The sequence below is a fragment of the Streptococcus sanguinis genome (assembly GCF_050225395.1).
Taxonomy (GTDB): Bacteria; Bacillota; Bacilli; order Lactobacillales; family Streptococcaceae; genus Streptococcus.
Map to the genome: position 1 here is coordinate 1,570,190 of NZ_CP071431.1, position 17,986 is coordinate 1,588,175.

General features: G+C 50.1%; 7 protein-coding genes and 2 pseudogenes. All 9 read right to left on the reverse strand.

The genetic code is table 11. The features are described from left to right. Positions 1-3: 3 nt before the first annotated feature. Positions 4-2,385 (reverse strand): accessory Sec system translocase SecA2, encoded by a 2,382-nt coding sequence (gene secA2 / locus J1C81_RS07640; RefSeq protein ID WP_002915528.1) that lies wholly within the window; start codon positions 2,383-2,385, stop codon positions 4-6. Beyond that, positions 2,378-2,857, reverse strand: a complete 480-nt coding sequence (asp3, locus tag J1C81_RS07645) for an accessory Sec system protein Asp3 (RefSeq protein WP_002915529.1) — start codon at positions 2,855-2,857, stop codon at positions 2,378-2,380. The genes secA2 and asp3 overlap by 8 nt, the downstream gene beginning before the upstream one ends. Then, positions 2,854-4,383 (reverse strand): accessory Sec system protein Asp2, encoded by a 1,530-nt coding sequence (asp2, locus tag J1C81_RS07650; RefSeq protein WP_002915531.1) that lies wholly within the window; start codon positions 4,381-4,383, stop codon positions 2,854-2,856. Before asp2 ends, asp3 begins: the two co-directional genes overlap by 4 nt. Beyond that, complete coding sequence (asp1, locus tag J1C81_RS07655) at positions 4,373-5,953, reverse strand: accessory Sec system protein Asp1 (protein ID WP_002915532.1); 1,581 nt, start codon at positions 5,951-5,953, stop codon at positions 4,373-4,375. The genes asp2 and asp1 overlap by 11 nt, the downstream gene beginning before the upstream one ends. A gap of 8 nt (positions 5,954-5,961) precedes the next feature. Continuing rightward, entirely contained in the window at positions 5,962-7,185 is a 1,224-nt protein-coding gene (gene secY2 / locus J1C81_RS07660; protein WP_002915533.1) for an accessory Sec system protein translocase subunit SecY2, read from the reverse strand. A gap of 32 nt (positions 7,186-7,217) precedes the next feature. Beyond that, positions 7,218-8,222, reverse strand: coding sequence for a sugar transferase (locus J1C81_RS07665; RefSeq protein WP_002915534.1), 1,005 nt, complete (start codon positions 8,220-8,222; stop codon positions 7,218-7,220). A gap of 16 nt (positions 8,223-8,238) precedes the next feature. After that, positions 8,239-11,463, reverse strand: a complete 3,225-nt coding sequence (locus tag J1C81_RS07670) for an SP_1767 family glycosyltransferase (RefSeq protein ID WP_002915537.1) — start codon at positions 11,461-11,463, stop codon at positions 8,239-8,241. A 344-nt stretch (positions 11,464-11,807) separates the two neighbouring features. After that, a pseudogene (locus J1C81_RS07675) lies at positions 11,808-13,784 on the reverse strand (LPXTG cell wall anchor domain-containing protein); the annotation flags it as partial. 2,604 nt (positions 13,785-16,388) lie between these two features. Then, positions 16,389-17,864, reverse strand: a pseudogene (locus J1C81_RS07680) (hypothetical protein); the annotation flags it as partial. Between the last annotated feature and the right edge of the window lie 122 nt (positions 17,865-17,986).

Genomic DNA, 17,986 nt, shown 5'->3' on the forward strand with positions numbered 1-17,986 from the left:
GTCTTACGGGAAGTACATGATGACTTCTCCTTTAGGGTTGAGTGCCAATTCACTCATCAAAAGATTCTTGACAATCTGCTGCTTCATGCGCTCCTTCATATATTCAAAGCCATCGTAAGCCTCTTGATAATATTCTACCAGAGGATTTTTCATAGAGAAATGCTGACCGCTTAAGGCTGTCTTGAGCTGCTGCAGATAGTCCACCTGCTCGACCCAGTTCTCATCAATAGCCTTGAGAACGGAGACCCGCTGAAAATGGGTAAAGAGCTTGTCAGACTTGAGATAGGCTTTCTTTGCCTGCAATTCCTGCTCGGCAATATCCTGCAAGAGCTCTGCAATTTTCTCCGGCGAATAAATATCGAAATCATAAGGAATACGCTCAGCATGATAGCTGAAATGGTCTAAGATAAAGCGATAGAGGTCTGCCCGCGTCCCATAAGATTGCTCATAGGCCGCCTGATGAATAACCTGACTGAGGACACGGCTGATTTCTTCATCAATCTGCTCCTCAGCTTGAATCAGGCGATTGCGCTCAGCATAGGTAATCTCCCGCTGAATCTTCATACACTGGGCATATTCCAGCGTCATCCGACGGGACATCTTGGCGCTGCTTTCGCTAGCTCTCTGAGCCTTAGCCACTAACCGTCTAAAGCGGCGCTGTCCCAGCTGGACTGGATGCTGCTGAACTTCTTCGGTTGAGTAGTCCTTGTAGAACTTCTTGAGCCAGTCTGGTCCCCACTTCCTGAGCAGGTCATCCTCTAGCGAGATAAAGAACTTACTAATTCCCGGATCACCTTGGCGGCCTGAACGCCCACGAATCTGTAGGTCAATCCGCTGGTTCTCCATCCGCTCAGTACCAATCACCACGAGGCCGCCTAAATCTGCGACACCTGGTCCCAGCTTTATATCCGTACCGCGGCCGGCCATGGATGTAGCCACCGTCACCGCACCTTTCTGCCCAGACTCAGCGATGATTTGTGCCTCACGCGCCGCATTGTTGGCATTGAGCAGATTGTGGGCGATGCCTTCTCTCAGCAGTAGGGATGAGTAAATCTCTGACATCTCCACTGAGCCGGTGAAAATCAAGAGCGGATTGCCTTGAGCATGGTAGTGCTTGACCTCGTCCAGAGAAGCAAAGACTTTTTCTGGAAGGGTCTGGTAAAGCTGGTCTGGCAAATCCTGTCGAATAACTGGCTGGTTGGTCGGGATCTTGATGGCAGACATGGAGTAAGTCTCCATAAACTCGCTCTCCACCACCTTGCCGGTTCCAGTCATACCAGAGATTTTCCGGAAGAGCCGGAAGAGATTCTGATAGGTAATGGAAGCCATGGCCCGCGTTTCCTCCGTCAGCTTGACATGCTCCTTAGCCTCAATAGCCTGGTGCTGGCCTCCCTGAAGCCGAGTCATTTCCAGCAGACGGCCGGTTGAGCGATCCAGAAGCACAACTTCTGCCTCTTTGTCACCCTGACGAACAACATAGTCCTTGTCCTTCTTGTAGAGCTTGTGAGCCCGCAAGGCTAGATTGAGGTGGCGGACCAACTCTTGATTTTCCTTGGAGAAAAGATGCTCCAAGTCAAGAAAAGACTCAGCCGCCAGAATACCTTTCGATGTCAGCCAGACTTCATTCTTCTCGTCATCGTAGTGGTAGTCCTCGTCTTCTTTCAAAGTCGTAATGAAGGTATCCATGATACTATAGAAGTTCGACTGAACCCGAGGAGCACCAGAGATAACCAAAGGCACCTGAGCGCTGTCCAAGAGGATGGAGTCAATCTCGTCTATGATGACATAATTGAAAGGACTAAGATATTGGCTATCCTTATTCTCTGCGAGATTTTCAATCAGATAGTCAAAGCCCAAGGCACTATTGGTCGTATAGACAATATCCGCCTGGTAAATCAGCCGCTTCTGCTTGGGCGTCAGCTTTTCAGTCTCATCAGCTACCACCGCTGCCTCAATAGTCAACCCAAGAAAACGATAGACCTGCCCCATTTCCTGAGCGTCCCGCAGAGCCAGATAGGTATTGGTGGTCACCAGCATAGCTCCTTGACCAGACAGGGCATTGAGATAGAGCGGCATGGTAGCCGTCAGAGTCTTGCCCTCTCCCGTAGCCATCTCAGCGACATTGCCCTCATGGAGAACAATCGCCCCCATAACCTGAACATCGTAGGGAAACATGCCCAGCACCCGCTTGTCCGCTTCCCGCACCACAGCATAAGCCTCCGGCAGCAAGTCGTCTAAAGTTTCACCTGCGGCCAATCTCTCCTTAAATTCCTGTGTTTTCTTTCGCAGATCAGCGTCTGACAAGCCGGCCATTTCTGACTCAAAGCTCTTGACTTTGGCTAAGATTTTCTTTAAGCGCTGAATTTGAAAATGATTTTTAATCATCAGACTCCTCTATGATTTGGTCAATGTTTAGGCAATGAAACTCTAAGGACTCAACTCCTGCACTAAGCAGCTGAACCTTATAGCTATAGGCTTCGTTTGGGTAGGTAAATATCATACTCTCCGAGCGCTCCACTTGATTACTGATTTCTTTATCATAGCGGTCAAAGAAGATGGTTTTCAGAAAGACGCTGGATTCAGGATAGGTGGTCATATCTCTAGACAGGCAATAGCGAGCTCCCTTTTTGAGCAAGGGGAGAGCAGGCACCTGCCGGTCTCGCTGATAGTTCCATTTGGAAGACCATTCATGGATGGTCTGTCCGGAGGCCATCAGTTTATTTTCAAAAAATACATGTGAAGGGGAATGAATAATAAGGGTAGTGCCATAAAGATAGGTAAAGTCAGTCATTTTACCAGCTGCCGAAACCCCTCTCAGCTCTCCCCAGTAAATTCCCTTTCTTTTTTGAATCTTCATTTCTTTCTCCCAAATTCCTTTTCCAATATCATTCGATAATAATTCATGAACCAAGACACAGACACAGTTAAGTCATCATTATGCCGGCCAGGGACACCTCTGCTAATCAGCTTGGCCTCAGTCAGATGAAGAGCTGCCACCAGGTCCTCATAGGCCGTCGGATCATAGTCCTCTTCTTTCATATAGGCGATACCAAAGGTCGTCCGGCTGAAATCAGCCTTCTCAAACTTACGCCAGTAGCGGCGATTCAGCTCCTCTACATGCTCCTTATCTTTGCCACCCGTGTGACGGTGAAGGACATCTAGAGCCGTCGGAAAGACCTCAGGCAGGCGTAAACGGCCACGTTGGGCAATAGTGCCTAGATTTCCCAAGGGCTTGGACAAAACAATAGCCCGCGGACGAAACTCCGAACCGTAATAAACCGCACCGTAGGTCCCCATCGACATGCCCGATAGGATCAGATCCCGCTCGGTAAAGCCCAGAAAGTCCAAATGTTCTTGGATAATCTTATGAATACTGCTCTCCAGCTCCTGACTGCCCAGATAGAACATACCGCCATCCACGCGCGGATCTGAAAACAAGAGAAAAGGACAGCCTAAACTCCGCATCATTCCAAAGCCCTCGAAGCCTTCCGCCCGACGGTAACCAGAAAAATAAACAGCCAAAGGCGGCTTCAAATCTCCCGGATAAAAGAAGTAATTAATCTCCTGACGGTGGCTATCGCGAAAAATCTTCCCACCCAGAACATACTTGCCAAACTCAAAGCGGGTTAGACGCTGATGCAGAGCACCGACCTGAATCCGTCCCTCTCCTCTAGCCTCCAGACTAACTCCCAGATAGGAAGTAAAGTCATTGTCCAGAACCATGGATTCCCGCATATCCTCTTCTGCGAAAACAGTCTCGCGAGAAATGTCCGCAGTCGAGCCTTCCTGGATATTATAGAGACGCAACCGCAGCTCACAGCTGCCTGACTTTTCATATTCAAGCCAGAGTTCAACTGGATTGAACTTGTTGGCAATAATATTGTATTTCCAAGACAGGATTGGCTGAAAGTCCTGACCAAAGTCACCTTCCAGCTCCAGATTTTCATAGCCATTGTAGCAAATCTTGCCCCGAAATCCAGGGCTAACGACCATATCAAGCGGGGTCATCTTATCCCCATACTGGCCGGAAAAGAGAGCCTTGGACAGCTTGCGGACTAGATCAGCTCGATCGCTCATATCCGTTGGCTGAGCGCAGTGACGCTTGAGGAAATATTCAATATCCGCTTCCTGGGTTTCCTGTTGCTGATCATAGAAAACCGTATGGGGGACAATCTTGTCTTCAATCATAAACAAATCTGGGATTCGACGCAAATCGTCCACCAGAATCGCATCAAACTTGCCAATCTTATCCATCTCCATGACCTTTTTGATAGCTAGATTGGAGTTAGGAAAGAAATAATACCAAGCCATATTGTCTGGAATGGCAAGCTCCTTGCTCCAGTCGCTTGAGCCAATCTGTAAGATTTTCAGCTTATTTTGCATTCTCAGCCTCCTTGAGCCACTGCTCCCACCGGCCAATCAGCTCCAGACCAGTATTATGATGGATTTTTTCAATAGAATAAATCAGGGCCTGGTTCCAATTTTTCAAACCTTCCAAGTAATATTCTGCAGCAGTCGGAACATCAGAGATAGAGTCTAAGATATAGCCATTTTGCAGATGGGTCACATAGTCCGAGCCCACCAGATTAATCTGCGGAATCCCAGCAGAAATACCAGCAATCTGCGTATAGAGATTGGGCTGCTCACTCAGGTCAATAATTAACCGTGTATCATCCAGCTCCTGAATCAAGCTGAGCTCGTCCGTGATATTCTTAATGGTGAAACGGAGGTCCTGCTCCTGATTTTCCAGCAGGGCATTCTCAGCCTGCTCACTGCGGCGGTAGTTCTTGACAAATTCATACTGATTCAGATATTCATCAATAACCTCCTGCACCTTGGTCTCCACCTTTTGGATTCCTTCCTGCCAAGCATTGTAAACACCGATAGTCAGCTCTGTATCCGGATGCTTGGCCACATAGTGGAGAACCTTGAAGATGGCATAGTCATTAAGCCCTTCTTCCAGATTAATCTGATAAAAAATCTTGGATTCACGACGACGCTGGCTCTTGCCCAGCTGCAGACGAGTATCAAAAGGCGACAGGTAATGCACCTTCTGAGCCTGCCCAGGAAGGTAGCGCTGAATAGCCTTCTTGAAATCCATACGATCAGTCAAGACTAGATCTGCCTGCTGCAAATCCGCCTCCAGATCCTGCCAATCTACCGTATGATTGCGCTCGTGGAAAAAGCTGAGAATGATTTGAACATTCTTGGGCAACAAGCGCAAAATAGCTTGAGTGTATAAGGGATGTGTTGCCAGGACGAAACGGCTGTCCTCTCCTGCATTGCGCTCGATATAGTGGCCTAATTTCTCCAAGATCAAGTCTGGCATCCGCTCATACTCCAGCTTATCAAAGTCCAGTAAGTAAGCAGGATTGACCTCTACCCGACTGTCGTCAGGCTTCAGATGTTCACGAATTCGCCAGTCACCATCTGGCTGCAGGTAGTCCTGATAAAGGGGCTGCCCCTCTTCATAATAGGTGATACTGGAGACAAAGCCCCGATCATCAAAGATATAAAACTTCTCCAGCTGGTCATCCTTGAAAAACTTGATGAAGCTGATAAAGCCTTCTACTCCAAACTCGACATGGGCATAGAGCTGGCCCTGCCTGCGAACCATGATTAGAAAGGGCGTATAAACAAACTCGCAGTCTGGCTCCCAGTCCAGATCCTTGATTTGCAGGACCTGCATTTCTTTAGACTGGATTCCCTGAATCTCATCAAATACCGAGTAATAGTCCGTCTCAAAAATATCCTGCCGATGCAAGAGATAGCGGGCATGCGGCATATAGGCTGGCAAAAGCAGCTGAACGGGCAGATTTTCACTTTGAAAAATCCGAATCTGATGAATGGTATCATCAAACTCCAATCGCTGCATAGAGCGATACCAAGGGATAATATCCCGGTGCCAAACCCGATTCCCACTGCCACTCCATGAAGGAATAAAGTAATACATAATTTCTCCTACAACAATGAACGATAACGGTCATTAAGCGTCAAGGCCTCCACCTCGTCCTTAATAGAAAAGACCATTCCGATAAAAATCATAAAAATCCCCGGAATCATACTGAGCCGCAGATAGCGAATGTCCAGAAGCACCACCATCATAGGCAGGCCAGAAATCAGGATAAGATAGAAAGCCCCCACTAGTGCAAAATAGGTCACCAAACCATTGATATACCGGCGGGTTGCTCCTCCCGGATAAACATTTTCAATATACTCTCCACTCTTTTGCATCCGCTCAGCAATCTGGTCGCCACTGATATTGATAAAGGCAAAGGCCAGCGCCAGGATGAAAATAGTCAGCAGATAGAGGATAAACCAAGCTGGACTTCCCATAGACAGTGCTTCTATCCACTGCTCAATCAGCTGGTTGTCTTGCTGGAGAAAGTGGATAATCAAAAGGAAATACTGGGGAATGCTGACCAAGGTCATAGCGTACATAATCGGCATCCCACCAGCAGGATTCAGACGAATATCCAGATAAGAGTATTTCTTGAAACGGTTATGGATATTGATCTTATTGACTGGTATTCGGTACTTGGACCGCTCAACTGTAACAGCCAGATAGAGAAAGACTAGGCTAAAAACCAGCATCAAGGCCAGCCAAAGTGAAGAAATCTTCAGCTCCTGAATGGAGTTCCAAATATCCTGCGGAATGTAGGCAATCATGCTGGCCATGACAATCATGATGGAGCCGCCAAGTCCCATAGCAGCATTCAAATCCGTCAGCCAGATGAGAAAGTAGGTCCCAGCCATCAAGACCAAGGTATCTAAGACGATAATCGTAGTCATATCCACCCCACCTGCTTCTTGCAGTGGCAGGTTTAGGACCAGGGCCACAGACTGTATCAAGGCAATGACCAAGGTCAGCAGCATCCGCCGCCTTTCCTGTACTTCCAGAGGGAGCTTACTCAAGCCTAGGCGCTTGGATACAGCAAACATCTGCCAGATTAACATAGATGACATCCAAGGAGACAGGCCGACAGAAAAGAGCGACATACTGCGCAGATTTCCCCCCATCAGGGCTGTCGCATAGTTCAAGGTCGCAGAGGTCCCGTCCATGGCAGCTGCCTTACTCATATCGATGAAGGGCAGGGTCAGCTTGGTTCCCAAGACATAGATAAATAAGAAAAATAAGGTCCACAGAAACTTCTTGATAATGACCGGTTTAAAAAATGACTTCACACTGACTCCTCATGACAATGGCTGGAAAAACTCTAAGATAAAACTTCCATGACCGCATCTACTAAGACTTTTTTGCTAAAATAACCTTCCTTGAGCAGGAAAGAGAACTTTCTAACCCGCTCGACCATAGCCTGATACTCCTCGGCAGTCAAGCCTTCTACAATCCGACTGGCTTCTTCCAGACTGTCTACGACAAAGCCCAGACCGCGCTCGCGAATCAGCTCCGCATTGGACAGGTAAGAAGGGACGATGACCGGAATCCCAGCTGCCAGATAAGTGGCAGACTTATGAGAGATATTGAGACCATAGTATTCTGGCTCGTCTGCTGGATTTTCCTCAACACCCCAGACCAGACCCAGACCACCCTTGGACAGTTCCAAGAGCAACTCTGGTCGGCTGACCCAGCCGCGATAGCTGACATTGGCCTCTGGATTTGACTCTTCTTCAGGCGAAAAAATCTCCAGCGGCGTAGCATAAGACCAGTTGCTCAGATGCGGAAAACGTTCCACACTTCCTGCGAAATACAGCTTAGGCTCAAACTGAGCCTGGTGCAGGGGCAAATCATAGGGATGATCCCACATGCGCTGGACTAAAATCTTGTCCACGGTCAGCCCCTCTGCCACTAGCTTATCCCGCATCTGCTCAGAAGGTACGATAACCACATCGGACTGATTATACATGTCGATATATTCCTGCATCAGATAGTAGTTAGAGGGGAACATCAGCGGTGGCACATCATGGATAAAGGTCACTAGCTTAGCCTGCAAAATCTTGAGCTTAGTGATAAAGGCCCTGTCAAACTCTCGGCCATTCCAAGTCGGCGACTGGTAAATCACGACATCGCCATAGCCTACACTCGCCATGATGCCATCCAGACGGGTACTCAGCTCTGACTGGCTGTCGCTGTATATATCATAAAAGTAAAAGCTCAGCTCATTAAAGCCTAGTTGTTTAGCCAGCTGGGTTACATCATTTTGGGCAATCAAGGCCGTACTCTGGCCAGACATGCCGTATAGGTTGGTAATATTAACTTTCATATTCTTTTTCTAATCTTCATTCCTGAGCCAGATTGGCAAGAATCTGACTGTCGTAAGCCTGGTCATCTCTAAACTCAATATCCTGATCAAAGTTGTGCTCAGCCGTATGCTTGTGCGACAGCTTGACCTTGTGGCTAGCTCCCATCTGGAACCATTCATACTCTGAGTCAATATGCCCAATATCCAGCGCCCGATAACCTTCCTGTACTAGATCATAGACCAAGACCTTGGCAGTTGGACCCAGCATAGTCAAAATCAGACGATTGTCCGCATGTTCTCGAACAGCCTGCTTAATCGCCTCCAGCTTGCTGTAGGCATTGCGAGAAGGACAGATAATCCGCTTGATGGACCTAGCCCCGTCAAAGAGGTCGTTGCCCACACCAGAGCGGGAAGTCAAGCCCTCTACAATCAAGAGATCCTTGTCCTCCCATAGCTGCTTGAGCTTTGCAAAATAGCCTGCAGACGGCGTCTTATCTTCCAAGTCGATGTAAGGACGGGAAATAAAAGTCGATCCGTACCAAGGTGCTCGGCAGATATTTTTATATTTTTCAAGAAAATGTGGCAAATGATTTAAACTCCAAAAATTTTGGGCATCAATGGAATAGCGCTCTAGTCCTGTAAAGACATCAGGCAGACAAATCATCAAACGCTCATCGCTCTCCATAGACATAATCTCTCTCAAGCGCGCTGACAGTTCTGGATCAAAATCCTGATAGACGATACTGCGGCCCGCAATCAAATCCATCTCACCATCTCCAAAGCGAAGGACTGAAGCACCTTTCTCCAAGAGATAATCCAGTGATTGGTCGATAGAGAGTACAGAAATCTGCCGCTCTTCAGGCTCGGCTAAGCCCAGCTTCTCAATAGCCTGCACCATGACTTCAGGGTTATCAGCTGGAAAGACTTCCTGCCCCTGCTGGCCATGGACTGTACTATCAAAGGCAAAGACTGGCTTGCCAGCAGACTTAAAGCGAGCAATAATATCTCCGACCTCATCACCGGCATTGATATCCAGCAGCAGCTGAGACTTGGCTTCCAGCGACTCCAAGAGAGCCGGAATGCCCGCTATATCTGAACTGACGCTGACATTAGGATACTGGAGCAGACGCGTGATTGGCTCTGCTACCACTACCGGTGCAGCGATGTAGAAATGACAGGCAGGCAGGGCTTGAATCAGATAGTTGATATGCATCAGTTCACAAGAGTAGGTGTAGACTAGGCAGGACAGGCTTGAGCCATCTTCCCCTTCCACCATCTTTTGAGTCAGGGCTCCGACTGGCTCCTGCATATCCGACCAATCCAGTCCCTGATAGAACCACCAGACCTCACGATAGATAGACTGGGTATACTCTTTCCAAGGCTTGCGCTCGGTCAGATAGTGAATCACCGGCGGATAGAGACCTTTTTCAGGCTCATGGTCCGAAAAGGTCGTGTGCAGCGTAATGCAGTTATAAGCAAAAGGCAGCTCAAGCCAGCGGTTTTCAAAGAGCATATTGAGAATGCTTTGGTCATCCTGAGTAACTTTATCATGTAAGTTATCAGTCATCTCAATCAATTGACCCGCAATATCGTTTTCTCTCCAGTAGTTCACATTAATTAGTAAAACGCCTGAATTAAAAATCTGCTCGCCAAAGTATACTTCTCCACCCAGATCTCTTACCGCTCCAAGCGGATAGGAACCTAAATCAACTGCAAAAATTTCTGATAAATCACGTGTTACTACGATATCGCAGTCCAAATAAAGAGCTTGATCTTCCTGTACAAAAGTAGCCGTAAAATATCTCAAAAAAACTGAATAATGGATATTTGTCTTATATTGACTAATATGACTGCCATCCACCCGAGCATTGACAATCTGGCAGTCCAGCTTGGCCAGCTTTTTCCGTATGCTGACAAACCACTCTGTTGGAAAGTCACTGTTGATGACATAAAACTTGATAAAGCGATTGTGGCAAACGATGGACTTAATGGTGGTTAAGACCTGCTCACTATAGGCAGCATTAGCCGCCAGCACCACAGCCCGAAAGGCTTGCGGCTTCTCTTTTTTCATCAGACTGCACAGCTTTCTCACCATCTCCTGAGGGTGCTCATGGGGATAGACTAGTTCTTCGTTTTCATTTTTCTTAGTATTGTCAAAAGCCAGAACTGGCTTGCCAAGTGCCTTGAAACGACGACTCAGTTCATAGTGCTCATTCCCATGGTGAATATCCAAATAGACCTGGCACTTATCAATGAGCTCATCCAGCACTGCATGGATAACCTGCGGATAGAGATGGATATTTTCATAGCGATCCAAAGAACGCAGATAATCTCCCATATCTGTGTAACAGGCTATATAAAAATGAACGCTAGGCAGGGACTGGGCTAAAAACTCAATCTGCTCTAGCTCTTGCACATCTGTCAGGAGCATACAGTTGAGAGCGGCCTTCTCCCAACGGTCCTGCATCTCAAACTCTCCCCGATGATGGGCTAAAACATCCTCCAGACTCAAAGCCTGAAAGTCCCACCAAAGCTGACGGTACCGATAACTAATTTCCGAGTTCCAAGGCTTGCGGAAGGTGGTATAGTGGATAATCAGAGGTTCCTGGTCCAGCTCAAAATGACCATTCCAGCCGCTGTAAAAGGCCACCAAATCATGGCCGACCTGCAGATTGTAAATCTTATCCAAGGCAAGCCAGTCCTGAGCTAACACATGATTTAAAACCGTCTGATCGCCGTTAAAATCCTCCATCTGACCAGACTGGACCAAGCCCATGATGCGATCCGTTTCCTTGATAAAGGTCTCCTGCAGCTGCCTTTCTTTCCATGCTCGATTATCAATTAGCAGAACTCCAGAGTTAAACCCGTAACCACCAGCATCTCCAACCGCTGCAACAAGCTTGCCTTCTAGAAAAATATCAAATAAAGGCTGCAAATCTCTATTGACCACAAGATCGCTGTCCAAATAAAGGACGCGCTCCTCTGCTACAAACTGCGGAATGAAATAGCGTGCATAGGCTGCTGAGCTGATATGGTCCTGAGTCAGCCACTCTGGACTGATAGTCACTTGGTCCAAGCTGATATTGACTAATTCACTGTCCAGCTGCTCGGCCAGCTCATTAAAATCACGGAACCATTCGTCACTCAATCCCTGATTGAAAACATAGATTTTTACATTTTTATTGTAATATAAAATCGACTTAATTGTAGTCGAAACTTGCTCCTGATAGGCCTGATCCCCAACCAAAACAATCGTTTTCATTTCTTCCCTTACTCTTTCATTTCATAAACTCTAAAACATCATTTCTATACTTGATATTATATAAAATATTGTCCAAAAAATCTATATTCTCAAGGATTTTCCTGCACAATAAAGAACACTTTTTTCTACTAAATTGTCAAAAAAACAGGAAGTTGTCAAAACTTCCTGTTTCTATTGCCTCTCGGTTTCTTTTTACTAGTTTCTAGTCTAGGATTTTAGGAAGCAAGCACCAGAAATCATGACATGATTTCCTTAATGGCTTGCGCTATTCATCACTTCCTCAACTTACTAACTGAGTGAAATTTCGACGGACTAAAAGATAAACTGATCGGCTCTATTTACTGCTACTCCTCAGAGTCGCTTTTCTTTTTACGTCTCTTGAAGGCCAAGCCCAATGCTCCTAAGCCTAAAGCCAGGATGGAAGCCTTGCTCTCCGTCTCCCCTGTCTGAGGCAGACGACCTCTGGAAATCAGATCCAACTCAGACTGTCTTGCTGAAGCGGACAGACTTTCAGATGTGCTCTGACTAGCTGACAGGCTCTTAGACAGGCTTTCCGATACAGACTGACTGACACGGGCAAGCTCGCTGAGGCTGACTACCGCTGACAGTGACTCACTTGTAGAAAGGCTTAGTGAGTAGAATTCCTTCTCATGAACCAGATCCAGCTGACTATGCAAGACTGATGTGCTAGTGCTCAGTGAAGTCGACTCGCTGATTGACTGAGAATCACTAATCGAAGCACTTTCTGAACCAGACAGACTAGCCGAAGTACTTGCGGATTCTGAAGCACTTACTGAAGCAGATCTACTTGCCAACGCTAAGACAGAAGCCTGAACTGAAGTCGATTCGCTGATTGATGCGGATTCACTTGCGGATATAGAGCTGCTAGCTGAAGCTGTATCACTTGCACTTACTGATGCACTCGTTGACGCTGATTCACTTGCAGATACTGACGCACTAGTCGAAGCGGACGTACTTGCAGATACAGATGTACTCATTGACGCTGATTCGCTGGCACTTACGGACACGCTGGTGGACGCGGACTCGCTCGCAGATACGGATGCACTCGTCGAAGCGGATGTGCTTGCGCTTACTGATGCGCTCGTGGATGCTGATTCACTCGCTTTCGCAGATGAGCTAGTTGAGGCAGACGCACTTGCGGAGACAGACGCACTCGTCGACGCGGACTCGCTCGCAGATACGGATGCACTCGTTGAAGCCGACGTACTTGCAGATACGGATGCACTGGTCGACGCTGACGTGCTTGCGGAGACAGACGCACTGGTGGACGCAGACGTACTTGCACTTACGGATGCACTCGTTGACGCTGATTCACTTGCGGAGACAGACGCGCTGGTTGAGGCTGACGTGCTTGCACTTACGGACGCACTCGTGGAAGCGGACTCACTTGCAGATACAGACGCGGACTCACTTGCGGATACTGACGCACTCGTCGACGCTGAGGTACTTGCACTTACTGACGCACTCGTTGAAGCCGATTCGCTTGCGGATACAGACGCGCTCGTGGAGGCTGATTCACTTGCAGATACAGACGCACTTGTCGATGCTGAAGCACTTGCGCTTACGGATGCACTCGTCGACGCTGATTCACTCGCTTTCGCAGATGAGCTAGTTGAAGCCGACTCACTTGCACTCACTGATGCGCTGGTGGACGCGGACGTACTTGCAGATACGGATGCGCTAGTTGAAGCGGACGTACTTGCTGATACTGACGCGCTTGTCGATGCGGACGTGCTTGCAGACACAGATGCACTGGTTAAAGCAGACGTACTTGCGCTCACTGATGCACTCGTGGAGGCTGACATGCTTGCGGACACTGATGCGCTAGTAGACGCGGACGTGCTGGCAGATACAGACGCACTCGTGGAGGCAGACGTACTTGCGGATACTGATGCGCTGGTCGAAGCGGACGTGCTTGCGGATACTGACGCACTCGTGGAGGCTGAAGTACTTGCGCTCACTGATGCACTCGTGGATGCTGACATGCTTGCGGACACTGATGCGCTCGTTGAAGCAGACGTACTTGCTGACACTGACGCGCTCGTTGAGGCAGACGTACTTGCTGACACTGACGCGCTCGTTGAAGCAGACGTACTTGCACTTACCGATGCGCTGGTCGAAGCGGACGTGCTGGCACTCACTGATGTACTTGTTGAGGCTGATTCACTTGCACTCACTGACGCGCTGGTGGACGCTGACATGCTTGCTGAAACTGAGGCACTCGTCGACGCTGACGTACTTGCACTTACCGATGCACTTGTGGACGCGGACGTACTTGCACTTACCGATGCACTTGTGGACGCCGATGTACTTGCTGAAACTGATGCACTCGTCGACGCGGACGTGCTTGCTGAAACTGATGCACTCGTTGAAGCTGACGTGCTGGCAGACACAGATGCACTCGTCGACGCTGAAGTACTTGCTGATACTGACGCACTCGTTGAAGCTGATGTGCTTGCAGATACGGATGCACTTGTTGAGGCTGAGGTACTTGCGCTGACTGACGCGCTAGTTGAGGCTGATGTGCTTGCAGATACGGATGCACTTGTTGAGGCTGAGGTACTTGCACTTACTGACGCGCTCGTTGACGCAGACGTGCTGGCACTTACCGACGCACTTGTGGACGCGGACGTACTTGCTGATACTGACGCACTCGTTGACGCTGATGTGCTTGCAGATACGGATGCACTTGTCGATGCGGACGTGCTTGCAGATACTGACGCACTCGTTGACGCTGATGTGCTGGCAGACACTGACGCGCTTGTCGACGCTGACGTACTTGCTGATACGGACGCGCTTGTCGACGCTGACGTGCTGGCAGACACTGACGCACTCGTTGAGGCGGACGTACTTGCTGATACAGACGCACTCGTTGATGCTGATGTGCTGGCACTTACTGACGCGCTCGTTGAGGCGGACGTACTTGCGCTTACGGACGCACTGGTTGAAGCCGACGTACTTGCTGAAACTGACGCGCTCGTTGAGGCGGACGTACTTGCTGAAACTGACGCGCTCGTGGAAGCCGAAGTACTTGCACTTACAGACGCACTAGTCGATGCGGAGGTGCTTGCTGATACGGACGCGCTTGTCGACGCTGACGTGCTGGCAGACACTGACGCACTCGTTGAGGCGGACGTACTTGCTGATACAGACGCACTCGTCGACGCGGATGTACTTGCTGATACTGATGCGCTCGTTGAGGCAGACGTGCTTGCAGATACTGACGCACTTGTCGATGCGGACGTGCTTGCAGATACTGACGCACTCGTTGACGCTGATGTGCTGGCAGACACTGACGCGCTTGTCGACGCTGACGTACTTGCTGATACGGACGCGCTTGTCGACGCTGACGTGCTGGCAGACACTGACGCACTCGTTGAGGCGGACGTGCTTGCTGATACGGACGCGCTTGTCGACGCGGATGTACTTGCTGATACTGATGCGCTCGTTGAGGCAGACGTGCTTGCAGATACTGACGCACTTGTCGATGCGGACGTGCTTGCAGATACTGACGCACTCGTTGACGCTGATGTGCTGGCAGACACTGACGCGCTTGTCGACGCTGACGTACTTGCTGATACGGACGCGCTTGTCGACGCTGACGTGCTGGCAGACACTGACGCACTCGTTGAGGCGGACGTACTTGCTGATACAGACGCACTCGTTGACGCTGATGTGCTGGCAGACACTGACGCGCTTGTCGACGCTGACGTACTTGCTGATACGGACGCGCTTGTCGACGCTGACGTGCTGGCAGACACTGACGCACTCGTTGAGGCGGACGTGCTTGCTGATACGGACGCGCTTGTCGACGCGGATGTACTTGCTGATACTGATGCGCTCGTTGAGGCAGACGTGCTTGCAGATACTGACGCACTTGTCGATGCGGACGTGCTTGCAGATACTGACGCACTCGTTGACGCTGATGTGCTGGCAGACACTGACGCGCTTGTCGACGCTGACGTACTTGCTGATACGGACGCGCTTGTCGACGCTGACGTGCTGGCAGACACTGACGCACTCGTTGAGGCGGACGTACTTGCTGATACAGACGCACTCGTTGACGCTGATGTGCTGGCAGACACTGACGCGCTTGTCGACGCTGACGTACTTGCTGATACGGACGCGCTTGTCGACGCTGACGTGCTGGCAGACACTGACGCACTCGTTGAGGCGGACGTACTTGCTGATACAGACGCACTCGTTGATGCTGATGTGCTGGCACTTACTGACGCGCTCGTTGAGGCGGACGTACTTGCGCTTACGGACGCACTGGTTGAAGCCGACGTACTTGCTGAAACTGACGCGCTCGTTGAGGCGGACGTACTTGCTGAAACTGACGCGCTCGTGGAAGCCGAAGTACTTGCACTTACAGACGCGCTCGTTGAGGCGGACGTACTTGCGCTTACGGACGCACTGGTTGAAGCCGACGTACTTGCTGAAACTGACGCGCTCGTTGAGGCGGACGTACTTGCTGAAACTGACGCGCTCGTTGAGGCGGACGTACTTGCTGAAACTGACGCGCTCGTGGAAGCCGAAGTACTTGCACTTACAGACGCACTAGTCGATGCGGAGGTGCTTGCTGATACGGACGCGCTTGTCGACGCTGACGTGCTGGCAGACACTGACGCACTCGTTGAGGCGGACGTACTTGCTGATACAGACGCACTCGTCGACGCGGATGTACTTGCTGATACTGATGCGCTCGTTGAGGCAGACGTGCTTGCAGATACTGACGCACTTGTCGATGCGGACGTGCTTGCAGATACTGACGCACTCGTTGACGCTGATGTGCTGGCAGACACTGACGCGCTTGTCGACGCTGACGTACTTGCTGATACGGACGCGCTTGTCGACGCTGACGTGCTGGCAGACACTGACGCACTCGTTGAGGCGGACGTACTTGCTGATACAGACGCACTCGTTGATGCTGATGTGCTGGCACTTACTGACGCGCTCGTTGAGGCGGACGTACTTGCGCTTACGGACGCACTGGTTGAAGCCGACGTACTTGCTGAAACTGACGCGCTCGTTGAGGCGGACGTACTTGCTGAAACTGACGCGCTCGTGGAAGCCGAAGTACTTGCACTTACAGACGCACTAGTCGATGCGGAGGTGCTTGCTGATACGGACGCGCTTGTCGACGCTGACGTGCTGGCAGACACTGACGCACTCGTTGAGGCGGACGTACTTGCTGATACAGACGCACTCGTCGACGCGGATGTACTTGCTGATACTGATGCGCTCGTTGAGGCAGACGTGCTTGCAGATACTGACGCACTTGTCGATGCGGACGTGCTTGCAGATACTGACGCACTCGTTGACGCTGATGTGCTGGCAGACACTGACGCGCTTGTCGACGCTGACGTACTTGCTGATACGGACGCGCTTGTCGACGCTGACGTGCTGGCAGACACTGACGCACTCGTTGAGGCGGACGTACTTGCTGATACAGACGCACTCGTTGATGCTGATGTGCTGGCACTTACTGACGCGCTCGTTGAGGCGGACGTACTTGCGCTTACGGACGCACTGGTTGAAGCCGACGTACTTGCTGAAACTGACGCGCTCGTTGAGGCGGACGTACTTGCTGAAACTGACGCGCTCGTGGAAGCCGAAGTACTTGCACTTACAGACGCACTAGTCGATGCGGAGGTGCTTGCTGAAACTGACGCACTGGTCGACGCTGATGTACTTGCACTTACTGACGCACTCGTTGAAGCGGACGTGCTGGCAGAAACTGACGCGCTTGTGGACGCCGATGTGCTTGCAGATACTGACGCGCTGGTCGATGCAGACGTACTTGCAGATACAGAGGCACTTGTAGACGCACTCGTTGAAGCGGACGTACTTGCGCTTACGGACGCGCTCGTTGAAGCCGAGGTACTTGCACTTACAGACGCGCTAGTCGATGCGGACGTGCTTGCACTTACTGATGCACTCGTGGAGGCTGACGTACTTGCAGACACAGAGGCACTCGTCGACGCGGACGTACTTGCACTCACTGACGCACTCATGGACGCGGACGTACTTGCACTCACTGACGCACTCGTCGATGCGGACGTACTTGCACTTACCGACGCGCTCGTGGAGGCGGACGTACTTGCACTCACGGATGAACTTGTCGACGCTGACGTGCTTGCTGATACGGATGCACTCGTCGAAGCGGACGTACTTGCACTTACCGATGCACTCGTCGAAGCGGACGTGCTGGCACTTACTGACGCACTTGTCGAAGCGGACGTACTTGCACTTACTGACGCACTCGTGGAGGCGGACGTACTTGCACTTACCGATGCGCTAGTGGACGCAGAGGTCTTAATTGACACAGAAGTACTTATAGATGCGGAACTACTTGCTGAAGTTGAGGCACTAGCAGAGGCTGACTTACTTTCCGCAATAGATGCGATTGTTGAGGTAGAGGCGCTGACGGATGCGGAGGTGCTTGCAGATTTAGAGGTACTACCTGCTCGGGTATCTACTAAATCTTTTCCTTGAATTG